17 protein-coding genes are annotated in these 18,869 nt (G+C 71.6%); 4 read left to right on the forward strand and 13 right to left on the reverse strand.

Annotation, left to right across the window (positions count from 1 at the left end):
• Positions 1-218: 218 nt before the first annotated feature.
• The gene (locus NE235_RS17240; RefSeq protein ID WP_252804013.1) at positions 219-1,997 is read left to right on the forward strand and encodes a hypothetical protein; all 1,779 of its coding nucleotides are present in this window, start codon (positions 219-221) and stop codon (positions 1,995-1,997) included.
• Positions 1,998-2,121: 124 nt separating this feature from the next.
• Here NE235_RS17240 and NE235_RS17245 read toward each other — a convergent pair whose 3' ends face one another.
• Genes NE235_RS17245 through NE235_RS17260 form a run of 4 tightly spaced genes read right to left on the reverse strand, consistent with a single transcriptional unit; the run spans position 2,122 to position 5,859 of the window.
• The gene (locus tag NE235_RS17245) at positions 2,122-3,348 is read right to left on the reverse strand and encodes an ABC transporter permease (protein ID WP_252804015.1); all 1,227 of its coding nucleotides are present in this window, start codon (positions 3,346-3,348) and stop codon (positions 2,122-2,124) included.
• Complete coding sequence (locus tag NE235_RS17250) at positions 3,345-4,115, reverse strand: ABC transporter ATP-binding protein (RefSeq protein ID WP_252804017.1); 771 nt, start codon at positions 4,113-4,115, stop codon at positions 3,345-3,347. Before NE235_RS17250 ends, NE235_RS17245 begins: the two co-directional genes overlap by 4 nt.
• Complete coding sequence (locus NE235_RS38220; RefSeq protein WP_252804019.1) at positions 4,112-5,299, reverse strand: peptidoglycan-binding protein; 1,188 nt, start codon at positions 5,297-5,299, stop codon at positions 4,112-4,114. Before NE235_RS38220 ends, NE235_RS17250 begins: the two co-directional genes overlap by 4 nt.
• On the reverse strand, positions 5,296-5,859 hold the full coding sequence (locus NE235_RS17260; RefSeq protein ID WP_252804021.1) for a hypothetical protein: 564 nt from the start codon (positions 5,857-5,859) through the stop codon (positions 5,296-5,298). Before NE235_RS17260 ends, NE235_RS38220 begins: the two co-directional genes overlap by 4 nt.
• 188 nt (positions 5,860-6,047) lie before the next feature.
• Here NE235_RS17260 and NE235_RS17265 point away from each other — a divergent pair, with 188 nt between their 5' ends.
• Positions 6,048-6,701: a response regulator transcription factor gene (locus NE235_RS17265; protein ID WP_252804023.1), complete on the forward strand. Its 654-nt coding sequence runs from the start codon at positions 6,048-6,050 to the stop codon at positions 6,699-6,701.
• A gap of 8 nt (positions 6,702-6,709) precedes the next feature.
• Positions 6,710-7,906, forward strand: a complete 1,197-nt coding sequence (locus NE235_RS17270) for a sensor histidine kinase (protein ID WP_252804025.1) — start codon at positions 6,710-6,712, stop codon at positions 7,904-7,906.
• A gap of 76 nt (positions 7,907-7,982) precedes the next feature.
• Here the strand turns inward: NE235_RS17270 and NE235_RS17275 are convergent, their stop codons facing one another.
• Positions 7,983-9,416, reverse strand: coding sequence for a hypothetical protein (locus tag NE235_RS17275; RefSeq protein ID WP_252804027.1), 1,434 nt, complete (start codon positions 9,414-9,416; stop codon positions 7,983-7,985).
• Positions 9,417-9,614: 198 nt separating this feature from the next.
• Here NE235_RS17275 and NE235_RS17280 point away from each other — a divergent pair, with 198 nt between their 5' ends.
• Positions 9,615-9,887, forward strand: a complete 273-nt coding sequence (locus NE235_RS17280) for a hypothetical protein (protein ID WP_252804029.1) — start codon at positions 9,615-9,617, stop codon at positions 9,885-9,887.
• A gap of 358 nt (positions 9,888-10,245) precedes the next feature.
• Here NE235_RS17280 and NE235_RS17285 read toward each other — a convergent pair whose 3' ends face one another.
• The 8 genes from NE235_RS17285 to NE235_RS17320 form a co-directional block, all read right to left on the reverse strand.
• Entirely contained in the window at positions 10,246-11,637 is a 1,392-nt protein-coding gene (locus NE235_RS17285; protein WP_252804031.1) for an endo-1,4-beta-xylanase, read from the reverse strand.
• 89 nt (positions 11,638-11,726) lie between these two features.
• Entirely contained in the window at positions 11,727-12,788 is a 1,062-nt protein-coding gene (locus NE235_RS17290; protein ID WP_252804033.1) for a lytic polysaccharide monooxygenase auxiliary activity family 9 protein, read from the reverse strand.
• A gap of 197 nt (positions 12,789-12,985) precedes the next feature.
• Complete coding sequence (locus NE235_RS17295; protein ID WP_252804035.1) at positions 12,986-13,687, reverse strand: cupin domain-containing protein; 702 nt, start codon at positions 13,685-13,687, stop codon at positions 12,986-12,988.
• Positions 13,681-14,556 carry a DUF6807 domain-containing protein gene (locus tag NE235_RS17300; RefSeq protein ID WP_252804038.1) on the reverse strand — a complete coding sequence of 292 codons (876 nt, stop codon included), beginning with the start codon at positions 14,554-14,556 and terminating at the stop codon, positions 13,681-13,683. Before NE235_RS17300 ends, NE235_RS17295 begins: the two co-directional genes overlap by 7 nt.
• The gene (locus tag NE235_RS17305) at positions 14,553-15,626 is read right to left on the reverse strand and encodes a Gfo/Idh/MocA family protein (protein ID WP_252804302.1); all 1,074 of its coding nucleotides are present in this window, start codon (positions 15,624-15,626) and stop codon (positions 14,553-14,555) included. The genes NE235_RS17300 and NE235_RS17305 overlap by 4 nt, the downstream gene beginning before the upstream one ends.
• Positions 15,626-17,023 (reverse strand): glycoside hydrolase family 30 protein, encoded by a 1,398-nt coding sequence (locus tag NE235_RS17310; protein WP_252804039.1) that lies wholly within the window; start codon positions 17,021-17,023, stop codon positions 15,626-15,628. The genes NE235_RS17305 and NE235_RS17310 overlap by 1 nt, the downstream gene beginning before the upstream one ends.
• 12 nt (positions 17,024-17,035) lie before the next feature.
• Positions 17,036-17,923 carry a carbohydrate ABC transporter permease gene (locus NE235_RS17315; RefSeq protein WP_252804042.1) on the reverse strand — a complete coding sequence of 296 codons (888 nt, stop codon included), beginning with the start codon at positions 17,921-17,923 and terminating at the stop codon, positions 17,036-17,038.
• 4 nt (positions 17,924-17,927) lie between these two features.
• Positions 17,928-18,866, reverse strand: coding sequence for a carbohydrate ABC transporter permease (locus NE235_RS17320; protein ID WP_252804044.1), 939 nt, complete (start codon positions 18,864-18,866; stop codon positions 17,928-17,930).
• Positions 18,867-18,869: the final 3 nt, after the last annotated feature.

Here is an 18,869-nt window from a genome sequence, read left to right on the forward strand (position 1 = left end):
GATGAGCATGGCCGAACGGCGTCCTCCGCACGACCGCTCCCACGACCCTCCGGCGACAGCGTCCGTCGAGGTCGAAGGATCCGGGGAAGCGACGTCACCGGCTGTGGCAACAACAGGTGACATCCCCACCCGAGAAGGGTCGTCTCACCCCACCCCCCACCGCTCCCGTTCACGCGGGACGGTATGCCGCCATGCCCGGCGGCCGACGAAAGGCTCCGATGAGAAGACGAACGGCCACCCTCGCGACCGTCGCGACGGCCCTCACCCTGGCGACGACCGGGCCGCTACCCACGTCTCACGCCGCTCCCCGCCCGGCCCACGCGCCGGACCGCGCGACCTATCCCAACGGTTACCGGGGCATCGCCGTGCACGGCGGCACGCCGGTCGCGCGGGGCGGCGCGACCGGCGACGCCCTCGGCATGCTGCGGAAGTCGAAACCGCTCTCGAGCGTGCGTGCCGCATCGGCCGCGGCCGGCACGCACACGCTCACCGTCGACCTCATCGACCGCAACGGAGCGGCCCCGCGGACGGCCGACGCGCAGAACGTGTTCTTCCTTCCGCTGGACGGCTCGACGCCGCTCTACGGCCAGGCCGAGGACGGGCACCTGACCGCCGGACTACCGCCGGGCGAGTACGTCGTCGAAGCCGGCGTCACCACGCCGCAGGCCGACGCCGGGCGATCGCTGACCCTCGTCTACCTGCCTCGCCTCGACATCGACCGCGACCGTACGGTGACGCTGGACGCCCGCCTGGGCCGCCCCATGTCCATCGCGGCCGACCGCCCGGACGCCCGCCTGACCGGTGGAGACGGGGGCGGAGGGCTCGCGCGTGTGGTGCAGGACATCGGCGGCCGGACCACGACGACCGCCAACGTCTTCCTCGACGGAACGCCCACCTACGTCACGCCGACCGGCCGTGCGCCGGGACTCGCGCTCCTGATGGCGGGGCGGCTGACGAAGGCCGGCGCGGTCATGGGCAGTCCGTACATCTACAACGTCGCCGGGAGCACCTCCGACGCGGAGGTCATTCCCGCCGAACCCGTGCTGCGCGTCCGCACGGCGGATCTGGCCGCCGTACGGACCCGCTACGCCCGGCAGGGCGAACCCGGCTGCGCCGGCACGCACGCCGCCGCGCTCCTGCCGGGGGGAGGCTTCGACGAGGGGTTCTTCGTGGGCGTCGGCCCGATGCCCGCCGTCAGGACCGAGTACTTCAGCCCCGGCGTCGGCTGGGACACCGACACCGTCGTCGGACCGGACTGCTCCTTCGAAGAGGGCGGCGTCATGGGTGTCACCGAGCGGTTCTCGCAGGCGGGCACGTACACCCGTGACCGGACGACGGGGCCGCTCGGGCCCGGAGCCGACTACAACGCCGTGACGGGCGACGGCACCCTGCTGTTCTGGGTGCCCATGCTGAGCTCCTGGGGGGCGAGTTCGGGGATCGCCCCGTACGACCGCGTCACCGGGCGGACGACACTGCAGGACGCCACCGGGAAGGTCACCGGCACGAGCGACCAGCCGGGCTACGGCGAGTTCCCGCTGCCACCGGGGCAGGGTACGTACAAGGTCACCACCGACCTCCAGCGCCAGGCCCCCTGGTCGGACCTCGCGACGCGGCAGCACGTCGTCTGGACGTTCTCCGCGAACGTCCCGGACGGTGACGCGGTCGGGACGGCGTCCCTGCTCTCCGTGCTGTACCGCACCCCGCTGGACGACGACAACCGCGCACCGGCGGGCACCCAGCGGATCGATCTCGACGCGCGGACCGACGGGCAGGGACCGGCGCCCGTGATCCGCCGAATGACCGCCCAGGTCTCCTACGACGACGGCGCGACCTGGACGAACGCCCCGGTCGCCAGAACGACGGACGGCTGGACGGCCACGGTGCGCAACCCGCAGGGCACGCGAAGCGGGTACGTGTCGCTCCGCACCGTCGCCGAGGACACCGCGGGGCGCACCGTCGACCAGACGATCGTGCACGCCTACGGCCTGAAGCCCTGATCGCCTGTGTCCGGGGGCGAGACGTGTGTCCCGCCCCCGGACGCGTACGAGCGCCTCCCGCCCGATGCGGCGGCCGGGAGGCGGACTCGTCCCCGTTCGCGAGAAGCGATCACGACCGTATGGGTCACACCGTGCGGAGGGCCTCCGTCGGGGCCATCCGCGAGGCGCGGAGGGCCGGGAGCAGGCCGGCGAGGGCACCGATGAGGATCGCGGAGCCGATGCCGCCCGTCCACGCCTCCGCGGGGACGACGATCGCCCAGTGCTTGGTCGTGGCGTAGACGGCCGTGGCCAGGACACCGGCCGCCACCCCGACCGCACCGCCGAGGAACGCCAGCACGATCGCCTCGGACAGGAACTGCGCGCGGATCTGCCCCCGGGTCGCGCCGAGGGCGCGGCGCAGACCGATCTCCGAGCGGCGTTCGAGCACCGAGATGATCATGATGTTGGCCACCCCGACCGCGCCGACGATCAGCGCGACGACGCCGAGGCCCAGGAACAGGCTGTTGAACGCCCCGCTCGCCGCCGCGCGGGCGGTGAGCGCGTCCGACGGCCGGCTCACGTCGACCTCGTTCGGCGACTCGGGGTCGGCCGTCCGGGCCAGCACCTCATGCACCGCGTCGACCTGATCGGTCCGGCAACGGACATAGACGGTGCTCGGCGGTCCCTGCGTCACCGTGCCGTGAACGATGCTCGCGTAGTTCAGATAGCGCTGCGCGGCCGGATAACCGATCAGGGCGCTGGTGTCGATCTCCGGTGCCAGCACCGCGGGCCGGAGGATCCCGGCGACGTAGAACCACTGGCCGCCGAGCCAGACGCGCTGCCCCGGGCGGACCCTGTCGATCCCGAGCCGCTGCGCGGCGACCGCGCCGAGCACCACGACGGGCTTCGTGGCGGTCGCGGAGTTCAGCCAGCGGCCCTGGGCGACGCCGGTGGCGACCACCGGCAGCAGGTTGAGATCGGCCGCCCTGACCTTCAGCGCGTTGGTGCTCACCGGGGGGATCAGCGGACTGCGGTACACGTTCGCGGTCGCGATGGTGGCGGTGTCGGCCACCTGCTCCACGGCCGTCAGCCGCGAGATCCTGGCGGGCGCCTCAGGCGGCAGCCGAGCGGCGTCCCCGCTGAAGCTCTGCCCGCTCTCGGCGGTGAGCAGGTTGGTGCCGAGACGGTCGATCTCGCTCAGGAGGCCGGCCTGGGACGATGATGACAGTCCCAGCACCGCGACGATCGCGGCCGTGCCGATCGCGATCCCGAGCGCCGACAGCGCCGACCGCAGCCGCCGGGCCCGCAGCCCGACGCTCGCCACCCGTGCTCGGTCGCCCGGCCGCAGCCGGGCGGGGACGAGCGTCGTCATGATCGGTCCTCCTGCTCCGCTCCGACGGGCACGCGCGCGCCGGTGGTCCGGGGCGTCGCCCGGTCGTCGGGGTCCGGGTCGTGGGCGCTGTCCGAGACGATCCGCCCGTCGCGTACGTGCACCTGGCGGGGCAGATCGGCGGCCAGCTCGGCGTCATGCGTGATCACGACGATCGTCGCGCCTTCGGCGTTGAGCTCGTGCAGCAGCTCGATGATCGAGGCGCCGGTGACGCTGTCGAGGTTGCCCGTCGGCTCGTCGGCGAGCACGATCGCCGGCCGGCCGACGAGCGCCCGGGCGATCGCGACGCGCTGCCGCTGCCCGCCCGACATCTGGGTCGGCCGGGCGGACGCCCGGTCGGCCAGGCCGACGCGTTCGAGCGCCGCCAGGGCCCGCCGCCGCCGCTCGCGGACCTCGACGCCCGCGTACAGCAGCCCGTCGGCGACGTTGTCCAGCACGGTGGAGTGCTCGGCCAGGAAGAACTGCTGGAAGACGAACCCGATGCTGCGGGCCCGCAGCGCCGACAGGCCGCGGTCGTCGAGACGGTCGATGTCGACGCCGTCGATCCGGACCGTGCCCCCGGTGGGCCGTTCCAGCGTCCCCATGACGTGCAGCAGGGTCGTCTTGCCCGATCCGGACGGCCCGACGATCGCCACCAGTTCGCCCTTCCGGACGCTGAAGGTCACTCCCCGGAGCGCCAGGACGGGCGGCCGCTCCCCGTAGACCTTCGTAACCGCCTCCAGCTCCAGAGCCGCTCGCGTCGGCCTCATGTCGCGGGCACCACCACTCGGTCGCCCGGGGCGAGGTTCCCCGACACCTGCACCAGACCGTCGGCGTTGTCGAACAGCCCCAGCGTGACCGGTACGACGCCGCGCGCGCCCCGCGCGTCGACCTTCTCCACCGAGTAGCCGCCGCCGGCCTGACCGATCAGCGCCGTGACCGGCACGATCAGCGCGTCCTTGACGCCGCCGGTCGTGATCTGCACGCGGACGGGTGCCTGGTCGAGCCGGCCCGCGTCCTTCGGATGCGTGAGCGTGACGTACACCGGGATCGTCGCGCCGGACGAGCCGGACGAGTCCTTCTGGTCGGAGGACGAGGTCGCGACCGCGCCGATGCGGCCGACCTTCCCGGAGGTGGTGCGGTTGTCCGGCAGGGTGATCTCCACCTTGTCCCCGACCTTGACCTGGGCTTGCTGTGACGCGTCCAGGTTCACGGTCACCTGGCGGTCGGTCGAGGTCGCCTGCGCGACCTGTTCCCCCGGCCGCGCGTTCGTGCCGAGCCGGGCCGCCGCCTTCGTGATCCGGAGCGGGCCGGGCAGGAAGACGGCGGACCCCAGCTTCAGCGACCCGGTCTCCTCCGCGCCGATCTCGTCCTGCAGTTTCTCGAGCGCCGTGGCGGTCGCCGAACCGAAGTACTTCGAATCCGGGTCGAGGTCCGAGTCATCGGCGTAACCGAGTTTCACCAGGTTGCGGTTGAGCTCGCGAACGTCCTTGCCGCTGTCGCCCTCGGACAGGTCGCGGTAGGCGGGCCACGTGCCGCACAGCAGCGGCACCGGCGTGCCTGCGACCCAGTAGAGGACCTTCCCGCATTCGACCTCGTCGCCCGCCCGCGGCACCCAGGTGTAGACACCGTTCGCGTGGTTGACGACCGAGTACGGCGTCCCGTCGGCACGGGCGACGTACGAGAGGGTTCCGCTCTGGTCGACCTGTGACGACAGCGGGCCCTTCCGCACGGACGCGAGGGACTCACCGCCGGTCGTCGGTCCAGGCGCCTTCTTCCGGTCGCCGAACGGACCGGCGGTGAAGATCACGATGCCCGCCGCGACCGCCAGGACGACGATGGCGCCGCCGACGCGCGCGAACCGGCGCCGCCGCCGGCGCGGTGCCGTGCGGCCGGACGTGTCGGAGCCGGGGACCTCCGCCTCACCGACGGCGTCACGGATCTCCGCACTCACTGGAGGCCGCCGGGCATCAGCTTCTGGCAGGTCTTCTGTGCCGCCTTGAACTGCGGCGAGTCGGGATCGACCCCGCCGCCCTTCTTGAGGATCATCTTCCCGCCCTCCGGGTCGGGGAAGTCCGGCACGCCGTTCTTGCGCATGCACTCGGCGAACTTCAGCATCGCGGTGTTGTCCTGGGCGCCCATCCCGGTGCCGTTCGGCGCGTATGCCTTGCACTTCTGGTCGGCGGCCTTGAACTGCGGCGAGTCGGGATTCAGGTCACTGCCCGGCCCCGCCTTGATCTGGATCTTGCCGTCCTGCGGGTCGGGGAAGTCGGGCACGCCGTTCTTACGCATGCACTCGGAGTACTTGACCGCCTTCCCCGAGTCCGCGCCCTTCGCGGCGCCTCCACCACGGCCGGCCGCCGCGGAGCTCGAAGCACCGGCGGAACCCCCGGAACCGCCCCCGCAGGCCGTGAGGGCCAACCCGGCCATCAGGAGTACCGCGGCGAGCGAGCGGCCGCGCCGGATCCGGCGCGGCGTGATCGGGGTGATGCGCATACCGGCTGCGTCGTTCATGTCCCGGCCTCTCTTCAGGTCGACGCCACCGGACCGTCGTGGCCCGGCGGCCGTTCGTCGTGAGGCCAGTTGTACGGATCGGCCGGTCACATCCCGGTGCGAGCCGCTGTGACCGACCTGTGACCGGTCGTCGGGCATCCTGACCGCATGGACCAGACCACCCTGCCCGGGCCGCGGGGCGTACGCGGATGAGAGTGCTGGTCGTGGAGGACCAGGTCGAACTCGCGGACTCGGTGGCGCGCGTGCTGCGCCGTGAGGGGATGGCGGTCGACGTGTCCTACGACGGACGGGACGCCCTCGACCGCACCTCGCTGACCGACTACGACGTCGTCGTGCTCGACCGGGACCTCCCCGAGGTCCACGGTGACGAGGTCTGCGCCGCCCTGATCGAGAAGGGACCGCGCACTCGGATCCTGATGCTGACCGCGTCGGGCACGATCGCGGACCGGGTGGAGGGGCTCAGCCTCGGCGCCGACGACTACCTGCCCAAACCGTTCGCGTACGCGGAACTGATCGCGCGGGTCCGCGCGCTCGCCCGGCGCGCGCAGCCGGCCCTGCCGCCGGTGCTGGCGCGCGGTGACGTACGGCTCGACCCCGCGCAGCGGACCGCCTTCCGCGCCGGCGCACGCCTGGCCCTCAGCCCCAAGGAGTTCGCGGTGCTGGAGTACCTGCTCGGCGCGCAGGGCCGGGTCGTGCCCGCCGAGGAACTGCTCGAACGGGTCTGGGACGAGGCGACCGACCCGTTCACCACGACGGTCAAGGCGACGATCAACCGCCTGCGGTCGAAGCTCGGAGCCCCACCCGTGATCGAGACCGTCCCCCGGGGCGGCTACCGGATCTGAAGGCCCCCATGCTCACGCTGCTTCGTCCCCGGGTCCCGGCCGGTCTGCGGCCGCGCACCGTACGCCTCCGGTTCACCGCCCTGTACGGCGCGCTGTTCGCCGTCTCCGGCGCCATCCTGCTCGCGATCACCTACCTGCTCGTCCGTCACGCCACGGGACCGCGGCGAGTCATCTACCGGACCGGTCAGATCGGACCGGCCACCTCGGGCGGCGGGATCTTCCCGAAGCAGCCCGTTCCGCCCGACCTGCAGCGCCTCACCACGCAGCTGGACGCCGAGGTGGCCCGGCAGCACGCGGCCCAGATGCACGCCCTGCTCGTCCAGTCCGGCATCGCGCTGACGATCATGATGCTGGTGTCGGTCGTGCTGGGCTGGCTGGTCGCCGGGCGGGTGCTGCGCCCACTGCGGACGATGACCTTCACGATCCGGCGGATCTCCGCGCGCAACGTGCACGAACGGCTGGCCGTCCAAGGCCCCCGCGACGAACTCAAGGACCTGGCCGACACCGTCGACGGCCTCCTCGGCCGGCTGGAGACGGCGCTGGGCGCGCACAAGCGCTTCGTCGCCAACGCCGCGCACGAGCTTCGCACCCCGCTCACCCTGGGGCACGCGCTGCTGGAGGAGACGCTCACCGACCGCGAAGCCGACGTCCCGGCGTTCCGGGCGACGTCGGAACGCGTGCTGGCCATCGGCGAGCAGCAGGAACGCCTGCTGGAGGCGCTCCTCACCCTGGCGACGAGCGAACGGGGGCTGGACCGCCGCGAGCGTTTCGACCTGTGCGAGCTCACCGGTCAGGCGCTGCTCGCCCCCCGGCCCCAGGTCGATCGGCTCGGGCTCCGGATCGAGGCGCGGACGCTTCCCGCGCCGGCCGCCGGCGACCCGGCACTCGCCGAACGCCTCGTCGCGAACCTCCTCGACAACGCGGTCCGCCACAACGTCCCCGGCGGCCGGGTCGAGGTCGGTACGGCGACCGAGACGGGGCGGGCGGTCCTGCGGGTGCGCAACACCGGCCCGGTCATCCCGCCGGACCGGGTGGCGGAGCTGTTCGAGCCGTTCCAGCGCCTCGGGGGGCGTACGGCCCGCGATGACGGCGGCCACGGCCTGGGCCTGTCGATCGTCCGCGCCATCGCCACCGCCCACGACGCCACCGTCACGGCGCACGCCCGCCCGGAAGGCGGTCTGGACGTCGAGGTCCGCTTCCCCTGACCACCCGGCCGCCGTACTCCTCAAAGCACGAGACGACGGTCGCGCCCCCTCTCCCTCCGCCCCGTGGGCGCACGTTTCACGTCGGCAGCCTTCCCTCGAGGTCGCGCAGGAGGTTCTTCACCTCGGGTGACCGGCGGGCGTGTGGGGCGAGTTCACGGCCGAGTCGCTGCAGCAGGTCCGTGCTACGGGCCGAGGTCACGCCGGGCAGCCGGTTGACGGCACGACGCGCGGCGGCCACGGCCTGGTCGAGGTCTCCGGCGTGGACATGGGCCAGCCCCAGCCATGCTCCGTGCCGGAGCGCGGACCGCTGCGGCTCTCCGGACGGATCGGTCCGCGCCCGGCCGCTGAGCAGATCCTGAGCCTCCGCCAGGAGACGGCGCCGGCGCGTCGGCATCTGACCGGCCAGAACGACCATGCCCCGCCCAGCGATCGCGTCGAGTTCGGTCCGGGTGACGTAACCCGCCCAATCAGGAACGGCTTCTCCCCGGTCCTTCGCGTCGTCGATCAACTCCAGCGTTTGCTCCCGCAAACGCTGGAAGGTCGCCGAGTCACCTGCCACCGCGCTGGCGAGGCCACTGCGCGCGGCGATGAGCGCTCGCACCGTCGAAGGCCCCTGCGAGGCCGCTTCCTGCGCGGCCGTGGCGAGTTGCAACGCGTCACCCGTCCTGCCCGTCTCCGTCGCCTGGTTGCTCATCAGGCCGAGGATGCTCGCAGCCAGAGCGCGGTCATCGGCGGCGTGCGCCGCACGGAGACCGACGAGGTACCAGCGCTGCGCCTCGCCGTCCCGGGCGGAGTCGAACGCCATGAAACCGGAGGTCTGCGCGAGCTGGGCAAGAGCCGAGGTAAGCCGCCGACCGGTGCGCGCGTCGTACCGGGACCGCCGGAGTAACCGTGACACGCAGGCGAACTGGTCGGCCACGAAGGCGGCACCTGCCGCGCCGTGCCGCTCGTCCAGCCGGCGGCATCGCGCGACGATCTCCTCGACGAGTTCGAGCATCGGCGCGGTGACGGGGTCTCCCTCTCGCACGGCCGAGGCAAGAGCCGGAACGGGAGCCTCGGCCCACTGCCACGCATGGCGCGTCAGCGTCATACCGGAGACCGCCATGAACGTCCGCCGGGTCAGCATCGGATGCGACCACTCCTCCAGGAGACGCAGCAAACCGCCCGCGTCCCAGGGTAGATCGAGGCGGTGGTCGGCGGGCAAGAGCAGCGAAGAACGCGGTGCTCCGCGGGGCCACACCTGGTCGAACGTCAGGTCGCGTCCAGTGGCGTCGGCGAGGAGCCACACCACGACCTCGGGAACCGGCGCATGGGGGACCTCGCCACGGTTCAGCCAACGATAGGGGGTCTTATGGTGGATTTGGCGGTTCTCCCGGCGCATTGTTGATATGGCCGCATTAATACGGCGCGCGAGACTTTCCGGGCGCCACCCGACTTCTTCGAGGAGATCCTTCAGTTTCTCATTCGGCTTGCCCGCTTTGCAGTTGTCCTCGTCGGTGATGACCGTCATGGGGTGTCCGCCCAGGAAGCGTTGCCGTCAGGGGGTGTCACGGTGACAACCTTAATCGTGACGCCAGGCAAAAACTAAAGCACACCGAACACACCGATCCGCGCCTGTTCGCACCTGCCTTCCCAGATCCGGGTCCATTTCACGGCGTCCGATGCCCGACCGTGAAGAGCGCGATCCCGAGCGATCGAAAGGAGCCAGGTGGACAGCGAACGAAAGATCCGCGCACTGACCGGTTTGTGCCAGGCACTCGCTGGATCCGGACTGTATGTGGGGTTGAGCGACGCCCGGCCGGCCCTGTCCGTCCGGGCGTGCCTCACCGGCGGCAGGGTCTGGATCGGCATCGAAGACGACGCGTTCGTCTGGCGTCGCGTCGACGAGATGCGTCATCCGGTGGGCGATCCGGCCGGGGCGGCCGCCGAAATCGTGGCGTACCTCGACGTGGGCGCCGAACGGCCGGACCAACGTCCGTGAGCGCCGACGCACTGGGCGTCCTGCGTCGGCGGTTCCCGGGGATGCCGATCTGGTTCGGTTCGTACACCAGGTCGTGGTGGGCCCTCGTACCGCCGCCTTCCGGGTGGCGGTTGATCGAGGCGCTCGACCCCGAGGAGTTGACCCGCGCGATCATCAATGCGAGGTCGTGGCCTTGGCCGACGGCCGAGTGGCGGCCGACGGGGCGGCCGCCGCGTCCGCGGTGACGCGGCCGGTGCCTGTGCCTGGTGACCGCCTCGTCGCCGGTGACAGTGCGGGCGCCTCGTACGAGTGACGTGGTGTCGCCCCGGGGGCCTCGGTCCTCCGCACGCGAGGCCCCCGGGGGGACGATCGGTGGCACTCAGCCGCAGGCCGTGCCGTTGAGGGTGAACGAACTCGGGGCCGAGTTGGAGCCGCTGTAGGTGAAGTTCGCGCCGACCGAGGTCGACGCGCCGGCGGCCAGGGCGCCGTTCCAGCTCGCGTTGGTGACGGTGACGGTGCCGCCGGACTGGGACCAGGTGCCGCTCCAGCCCTGGGACAGCTTCTGGTTGCCGGCGTACGAGAACTTCAGCGTCCAGCCGTTGATGGCCGTACTGCCGTTGGTGATCGTGACGTTCGCGGTGAAGCCGGTCCCCCAGTCGTTGGCCGAGTACGCGACCTTGCAGCTGCCGGGCGGCGGGGGCGTCGGGGTGCCGCCGTCGTCCGTACCGCCGAGCGCGGTGCTGATCGCGCCGTAGATCTGCGGCTTCTTGTTGAGGTTCTCGTCCCAGGGCAGGGCCGAGCCCTCACCGCTGAAGGTGCCGGGGATCCAGGAGTACTTGTCGGTGTAGTCCCAGATCGTGATGCCGACGCAGCGGGTCACGGCGAGGCATGCCTTCACGGCGTCCGTGTAGTACTGCGCCTGGGTGCTGACCTTGCTGGTGTCGGCGGGCAACTGCATCCGCACGTCGAGTTCGGTGACGGCGACGTCCACACCGAGGTCGGCGAAGCGCTGCATGTTCTGCTGCATGTTGGTCGGGTAGCCGTACTGGATCGCGAGGTGGCCCTCGAAGCCGACGCCGTCGATCGGGACGCCCTGCTGCTTGAGCGACTTGACGAGGTTGTACATGCCGTCGCTCTTCGCGCCGAGGCCCTCGATGTTGTAGTCGTTCAGGTAGAGCTTGGCGTCCGGGTCGGCGGCGTGCGCGGTGCGCAGCGCGTCGGCGATGTAGCCGTTGCCCATCGCGTTGGTGAAGGCGTCGGTGCGGAAGGTGCCGTCCTCGTTGAACGGCTCGTTCACCACGTCCCAGGCGTAGAGCTGACCTTTGTAGTGGGTCACCTCGGTGGTGATGTGGTTCTCCATCGCGGCCTGCACCTGGTTGCTCGGCAGGCTCGACACCCAGTTCGGGAGCTGCTGGTGCCAGACCAGGTTGTGGCCGCGCACGATCATGTTGTGGCTCTTGGCGAAGGAGACGATCTGGTCGCCGCCGCTGAAGTTGAACGATCCCCTGGAGGGCTCGGTGGTGTCCCACTTCATCGAGTTGCCCGGGGTGGTCGCCCCGAACTCACCGCCGCCCAGGATCGCCGTGTAGGCGCTGTTGGACAGTTCGGAGTTGTCGGTGGCCGAGCCGAAGTACCTGCCCTTGGCCTTGGCGAGCTGGTCGAGCGTTGACGCCGCGGACGCCGGGCGCATCACCGTCGCGGTGAGCGCCAGGAGCACGCCGAGGGCCAGCGCCAGGACGGCCGCGAGTCTCGGCCGGAGTGGCGAGGACATGCTGGTTCCTCCAGGGGGTGTTTCGGGAAATGCGCCGGCGCATGACACGGCGCGGGGAGAGCAGTGCTTCCCCGCGCCGTGTCCGCGGGTCAGGGGCTGGTGCAGGAGATCATCGACGCGCCCGCGGAGCCGTTCGCGACGAATCCGAAGGTGGTCGACGCACCGCCGTTCACCGTTCTGTTCCAGTCGGTGTTCCGGACCGTGACCATGTCCCCGCTGACGGTCAGCGTGCCGTTCCAGACGCTGTTGATGGTCTGGCCGCTCGCCGGCATCCAGCTCACGGTCCAGCCGTTGAGAGGAGTGGTTCCGGGGTTGCTGACCGTCATCTCGCCCTGGAAGCCGCCCGACCAGCTGCTGGTCGTCTTGAACGTCGCGGTGCACGGCGTGCTCGTGCCGCCGCCACCGCCACCGGTGCCACCGCCGCCCCCGGTGCCACCGCCACCGCCGTTGCCGACGCCGGTGACCTCACCGTTACCGCCGTCGAAGACGACGTCGGAGCAGCCGTAGAACGTCTCGTTGCTGTCCGAGCGCTTCCAGACGGAGTAGATGATGTGCCGGCCGGTCTTGTGCGCCGGGAGGTTGCCGGACCAGTAGTAGTAGCCGTCCACGCTGCCCACCGGGCCGGTGTCCGCCGGGTGGTCCGCGGTCAGGAACGGATCGGTCTCCAGCTCGTCCCAGGTGAGCGGCTTGCTCGGGTCCCAGCCGTCCTTCGTGACGTACAGGTAGAACCAGCCGGGATGCGCCGCCCACTTGTTGTAGCGGAACTGGTAGTTCGCGCCGCTCGTCAGGTGCGTGACCGGCCAGTCCGTGCCGGGTAGGTCGAAACCGGAGAAGTTCGGGTTCCCGCCGCTGCACAGCTGCCCGTCGGGGATGAAGCCCCGCGTACGGCCCGCGCCGTCGGACCGGAGCACGGAGAACCAGTTGTAGAGCGAGTTGGTCCCGCTCTGCGCGACGGCGGCCGCGCACGCCGGGTTCTGGGGTTTGATCTCCCCGGTCGAGGTGAGGCCGTCCTTCCAGCACAGGAACGTACGGCTGCCCGGCTGCATGGACGCTCCGTGGGCCCACGCCGGTGTGCCCGTGAAGACGCTCATGAGCAGGATCGACACCATGCCGAGGGCTGCGGCGAGCGCGCTTCTCCGTCGCTTTCTCACGACACCGTTTCCCTTCGATCCGCCCGCGGTCCGGGCGTGCGGACCCGCGAGAGTTCGGCGCGGTGGGAGCGCCTGCCCAGGATGCGCGCGGGTTCCGGCGGAGGCAACGGTCGTCGTCTCAGGGGGGCCGGGATCGCCCCCGACATGCAGATTCGTCATCTCCTGGGTGAAAGCAGATGAAAGCGCCGCCGGGTGGCTCAGGGCACGTAGGTGTCGAGGCGGCCGCACATGCCGAAGGCGCGCTCCGGCGGTGGTTCGAGCCGGTGCACGGCCGCCTCCGTCAGGTGGCCGATGTCGCCCGCGCCCAGGCGGCTCAGCTGCGCGCCGGTCCGCAGCGCCTCGGCGAACGCGCCGGTCTGCCAGCGCTTCTCCCACTCAGGGAACAGGTGCGCCTTGAGGCTCACGGCCGACCGGTAGAAGTCGTGCAGCGCCGCCGGGTCGCCGTCGTCGAGCCGCGCCCGCAGCGCGGTGAAGCCCTCCAGGGCCAGGTCGCGGCGGCGCCGGGCGGTGTCCGCCCGCGCGGCGGGGTCCAGGGTCGCCGCCCGCCCGTACGCCGCCGGGTCGTTCAGCGTCTCGGGCGGGAAGGTGAAGACGGCGTCGCCCGCCTCGGGCAGCCCGCCGTTCTGCATGACGACGACGATGTGCAGCGCGCCGTCACCGTTCACGAGGCGGTGCACGGTGCCGGGCGTGAACCAGGCGACGGTGCCCGGGGTCAGGGGCGTCTCGGCGAAGCCGTCGCAGGTCAGCGTCTGCACGCTGCCCTCGCCGGCGACGACGACGTACGCCTCGGCGCAGGTCAGGTGGGCGTGCGGTGAGCCGCCGCACAGCCCGTCGGCGGTCGGCCAGTCGTACACGCGCAGCCCGGAGATCCCGACGGCACCGGGCAGCGGGCTCACCACGCGTGGTCCTTGGCGTACGCGTCGAGCCGCGCGCGGTCCCACGCGCCGTCGGCGACGACGATCCGGTACCGCAGGCGCAGCGTCTCGCCGGGCGGCAGCGTGAACTCCTCGGCGAAGGCGAGCGAGGGGTTGACCGCCGGGAACGGTGTGTTCCGGACGAACCAGTCGCTGCCGTACTCCGGGTCGTCGAAGAACAGCAGCGTCGAGGCCCGGTCGACCTCGTCGTGCCGGCCGACGTACGCGAGCCAGGCCGCGGGCCGCCCCATCATCTCGGGGCCGCCCCGGCCGTCCGCCGCGATGACCTCCCCGTCGGTGAAGGCGCGCGGTCCGCGCCAGAACAGCCCGCTGTACCCGGCCGCCGGGCGGCCGTTCGTGGTCGGGCTGCCGAAGACGAGCGGCTCCCCTCGCACGTTGGTCAGCGCGGTCGCGAACTCCAGCGCCCACGAGTCCTCGGTGACGTCGCGCACGGTGAGTTCGCGCTGCTCGTCCACCCAGTGCTCGCCCGCCTGCGTGTGCCAGGTGAGCCGCTCGGCGATCCGGCCACTGCCGGCGTCGGCGTCGGCGAAGCCCTCGTGCCGCATGACGCCGACGTTCGGCAGGTCGACGTAGCCCTGGTCGCGGACGTAGCTGCCGCCGCCCCAGAAGTTCTCCCCGGACAGGTGCGACACGGTCATCTGGACACCCTTGTGCCAGCGGTGGTCGTGCGGCCGGAAGGCGGTCACGACGTCCCCGGCGAGCGTACGGACCGGGTGCAGGTACGGCTTCGGTCCCTCGAAGGCCGGCGTCGCGGGCCGGTAGACGTACCGGAAGAGCTCCACGCCGCGCTCGCGCACGGCGAGCGTGTGGTCGCCGATGTACTCGATCCTCACAGGGCCATCCCGCCGTTCATCGCTCGGTAGAAGGGGTCCGTGTCGTCGATCTCACCGCGGCGTACGGGCCGCCCGGTGAGCGCCGACTTGTAGAGCGCGGCGATGAGTTCGAGGGTCTGCCGGCCGCCCGCGCCGCTGGTCTCCGGGCGTTCGCCGCGCTCGTACGCGTCGAGCAGGTCGGCGAGCAGCGCGGTGTGCGAGCTCGGCACGTCGCGGTCCGGAGTCCGCCACGCGGCGATCCGCGCCTCGTCGGTGACGTGCGGCGCGGGCGTGTAGGTCCAGTCCGCGTTGCCGTACCCGTACAGGTGCGACAGCTCGACCGTCGCCTCGGTGAGGTCGAACCGCAGCCGGCTCTCCTCGCGCGGCGACAGCACGCTGTTGACGACCGACGCGAGAGCGCCGTTCTCGAACCGGACCGACGCGACGGACGCGTCCTCGGTGTCGACGTCCCGGGCGAGGCGGCCGGCCATGGCACGGACCTCGGCCCAGTCGCCGAGCGTGGCCAGCAGCAGGTCCATCTGGTGGATGCCGTGGCCCATGGCCGGGCCGCCGCCCTCGGTGTCCCACCGGCCCCGCCAGGGGACGTCGAAGTAGGCCTGGTCGCGGTACCAGGTGGTGAGGCAGACCGCGACCAGGGGCCGGCCCAGCTCTCCCTCGGTGACGAGGCGGCGCAGGTGGCGGGCACCGGAGCCGAACCGGTGCTGGTAGACGACCGCCGCGTACGGGCCGCCGTCGCGTTCGGCGGCGGTCATGGCGTCGTACTCGGCGAGCGAGAGGGCCGGCGGCTTCTCGCACAGCACCCACGCGCCGGCCTCCAGGCACGCCGTCACCTGCGCGGCGTGGACGTGCGGCGGCGTGCAGACGTGGACGAGGTCGGGGCGGGCCTCGGCGAGCATCTCCGCCAGGCCGGTGTAGGCGGCCGGGATGTCGTTTGCGGCGCAGAAGTCCTTGACGCGCCCGGCGTCGACGTCGACGGCGGCCACGACCCGGGCGCGGTGCGCCTCCGCCCGCAGCGCGGGCAGGTGGCAGATCCCCGCGATCCCGCCCGTGCCGACGATCGCGGCCCGGATCACCGCAGGACGACCGTGGTCAGCGAGCGCGGGGCGAGGGCGACCGACAGGGCCCGGCCGTGGAGGCGCGCGGCGGCGACGGGGGACACCGAGTGGCCGGCGTCGGTCAGGTACGCCTGCGCGTGCCCGGCCGGGGAGCCGAGGGCCAGGTGCGTCGTCGACGCGGTGGTGCCGGTGTTGAGGATCTCGACGACCTTGGTGCCGCCGACGTTGCGGTACGCCGAGACCTTCAGCGCCGGGTCGGCGGCGGTCACGGCCACGCGGGTCGCGCCCGGGCGGATGAACCGGCTGTACGCCGCGAACGCCCACAGCCGCTTGGACACGTGGTACGCGTCGCCGTCGAGCTGGATCAGCGCGCGGGTCGCCCCGATGGAGGCGCCGAGCCAGTAGACGTACGCGCTCGCGCCGCCGTCGGTCAGGGTCCGGTGGATGTTCTCCGCGACCGCGAAGCCGGAGGACTCGGTGCCGTCGTCCCAGTTCTCGTTCCAGGTGCTGCCGCCGGGGCCCCACTCCGACATCCACGTGCGTTTCCGGGTCGGCTGCGGCGCGGTGACCGGGCTGGAGTAGGCGTGGCCGGTGACGGTCGTGACCCAGCGGGCCGCCCGCGGGTCCGCCTCGATGGCCCGGGTGTAGTCCTGCTGCCCGTCCCAGCCGGTGTGGTCGCAGCAGGACAGGTTCAGGCCGGCCTTGCGGGCGAGCGGGCCGAGGACCTTGACGAACTCGACCGCCTGGGCGGGGGTGAAGTTCATCGAGGCGTACGAGACGGTGATGTCCGGCTCGTTGGTGAAGCCCAGGTCGGTGATCCGGATGCCCTCGCGGCGGTAGAACCTCGTGTACTGGACGAGGTACTTCGCGTACGCCTTGCGCCAGTCGCCGCTCGCGCAGTCCGCTCCTTGCAGGCCGCAGAGCGTGCCGCCGTTCGCGTCGGTGCCGTTGTCCTTCATGAAGCCCGGCGCGCTCCACGCGTCGGCGTAGAACCGCCGCACGCCGTACGACTGCGCCTGCTTCGCCAGCCAGACCTGGCCGCCGTCGTCGCCGTCCCAGGCGTACTTCGGCGGTGCGGTCGGCCCTCCCGGGTCGGCGGGCTCGATGGACGGCATGTGGTCGTACACCGTGTCGGCGGACGAGCCGATGCCGAGCCGCAGGATGGAGGCGCCCGCGCCGGTACGCCGGCCGAACAGCAGGTCGACGACCTCCTTCTGCTTCGGCGCCGGCAGCCCGTTCAGCCCGTGGATCACGGCGGCCCGCTGGAACGCCTCGGAGAAACCGAACCCGTCGATGGGCTGCAGGTTCGCGCGGAAGTCGACCCGGCCGCGGGATGGCTCCTGGGCGTGCGCGGGCACGCCCAGCGAGCAGGCGGTCGCCACGGTGAGGGCGAGGGCGAGCGATCTGCGCATGGGGGGAGGGCTCTACTTTCCGCCCACGCCGGCCAGGCCCGCGATGAGCCAGCGGCGCGCGAACAGGTAGACGACGAAGATGGGGAGAGCCGAGAGCACCACGGCGGCCATCAGCCTGGGCACGTTGGAGCCGAACTGGTTCTGGAAGGCCCACAGGCCGAGCGTCTGGACGCGCTGCTCGGTGGACTGCGTCAGGATCAGTGGGAACAGGAATCCGTTCCAGGCGCTCAGCGCGCTGTAGACCGAGATCGTGGTCAGCGAGGCGCGGCTGAGCGGCAGCGCCAGGCTCCACATCAGCCGGAACGACCCTCCTCCGTCGATGGTCATCGCCTCGTACAGCTCGCGGGGGACGTCCCGCAGCGCCGACGACAGCACCAGCACACTGAGCGGCAGGCCGAACGCCACGGTCGGCAGGATGATCGCCGTCAGCGAGTCGTACAGGTGCATCCGAGTGATCATCAGGTAGACCGGGATGATCGTGGCCTGCGCGGGGACGGCCAGTCCGGCCAGGAAGATCCGGAAGGTCCCGGACACGACCCGGCTGCGCGACCGCACGATCGCATACGCCGCGGGGAAGGCGAGCAGCACGGTGAGCGCGACGCTCGCCACCGTGACGACCGCCGTGTTGATCAGATAGCGGGTGTACCCGGCGTGGAAGACATCGGCGAAGCGTCCGAGCGTCAGGCTGTGCGGCAGGGACAACGGGCCGCTGTCGAGGTAGGCGTCCTGCGACTGGACGCTGTCCTTGATCATGATGTAGATCGGCACACCCACGAACACGAGCCAGACCACCGCCAGGAGCCCGGCGGCCCAGTTCGGCCGCTGTCGCCTCCGCCGCGGACCGCTGGGGTGCCGGTCGCTCGCGACCGGCACCGGCGTCTGTTCTCGGACTATCGTCATGGCGTCAGATCCCCTCCAGCGTGCTGCGCATCTTCCCGAAGCCGGAGAAGCGGACGATGAGCATCGACAGCGCCGTGCCGAGTGCGGCCAGGACCAGCGCGATCACACTCGCGTACCCCATCTGGAAGCTTTGGAAGGCGCTGATGTACATGCGCTGAGGCAGGACCATGGTCGCGGTGCCCGGTCCGCCGTCGGTGACGATGAGGATGGTCTCGAAGTAGGTCAGCGACCCGACGAGCATCAGCACCGACGACGTGACGATGGTGTTCCTCAGCTGCGGCAGCGTGATCTTCCAGAACTGCTGGAACCGTGTGGCGCCGTCGATGAGCGCGGCGTCATAGAGCATCTTCGGAATCTGCCGGGCCGCGCCCTGGTACAGCAGGGCGTGGAACGGCACGAACTGCCAGGCGACGACGACGACCACGGCGGCCACGGCACCGTGCTGGTCGCCGGCGATGTTCCCGTCCGGGAATCCGATGTAGGGGCCGATCGTGGCGGCGAGCCCGAAGTTCGGGTCGAGCAGCACCCGCCACGTGATGGCGATCGCCGCGGTCGACATCAGCAACGGCAGGAAGAAGATCGAGGACAGCACCGCGCGGTTCAGCTCCCGGCCCGCCGCCCACACGCCGATCAGCAGGGCGAGCGGGGTCTGCACCACCCAGCACAACACCATGAAGACCAGGCTGACCCGCAGTGAGTCCCACACCGCGCCGTCCGACAGCACATGGCGCCAGTTGTGCAGGCCGTTGAAGGCGGGCGTACCGAGGCCGTTCCACTGGGTGAAGGACAGGACGGCCGTCAGGAGCAGGGGAATCCCGGCGAACACGCCGAAGAACAGCGCTGCGGGGAGGACCCACAGTGCGCCGGGCCGCGACGCCTGGTCCGAACCCCTTCCGGCGTCCGTCGCCCGCCCGCCTCGGCGCGTGCTCGCGACGGCGGTCATCGG

Origin of the sequence: Actinoallomurus spadix (assembly GCF_024055725.1) — a bacterium.
GTDB lineage: Bacteria > Actinomycetota > Actinomycetes > Streptosporangiales > Streptosporangiaceae > Actinoallomurus > Actinoallomurus spadix.

Bases quoted from the DNA above. Each gene is read 5' to 3' on its own strand.
- NE235_RS17250 (WP_252804017.1), bottom strand. From the start codon at position 4,115: ATGAGGCCGACGCGAGCGGCTCTGGAGCTGGAGGCGGTTACGAAGGTC.
- NE235_RS17275 (WP_252804027.1), bottom strand. From the start codon at position 9,416: ATGACGGTCATCACCGACGAGGACAACTGCAAAGCGGGCAAGCCGAAT.
- NE235_RS17260 (WP_252804021.1), bottom strand. From the start codon at position 5,859: ATGAACGACGCAGCCGGTATGCGCATCACCCCGATCACGCCGCGCCGG.
- NE235_RS17265 (WP_252804023.1), top strand. From the start codon at position 6,048: ATGAGAGTGCTGGTCGTGGAGGACCAGGTCGAACTCGCGGACTCGGTG.
- NE235_RS17240 (WP_252804013.1), top strand. From the start codon at position 219: ATGAGAAGACGAACGGCCACCCTCGCGACCGTCGCGACGGCCCTCACC.
- NE235_RS17245 (WP_252804015.1), bottom strand. From the start codon at position 3,348: ATGACGACGCTCGTCCCCGCCCGGCTGCGGCCGGGCGACCGAGCACGG.
- NE235_RS17285 (WP_252804031.1), bottom strand. From the start codon at position 11,637: ATGTCCTCGCCACTCCGGCCGAGACTCGCGGCCGTCCTGGCGCTGGCC.
- NE235_RS17315 (WP_252804042.1), bottom strand. From the start codon at position 17,923: ATGACGATAGTCCGAGAACAGACGCCGGTGCCGGTCGCGAGCGACCGG.
- NE235_RS17320 (WP_252804044.1), bottom strand. From the start codon at position 18,866: ATGACCGCCGTCGCGAGCACGCGCCGAGGCGGGCGGGCGACGGACGCC.
- NE235_RS17310 (WP_252804039.1), bottom strand. From the start codon at position 17,023: ATGCGCAGATCGCTCGCCCTCGCCCTCACCGTGGCGACCGCCTGCTCG.
- NE235_RS17270 (WP_252804025.1), top strand. From the start codon at position 6,710: ATGCTCACGCTGCTTCGTCCCCGGGTCCCGGCCGGTCTGCGGCCGCGC.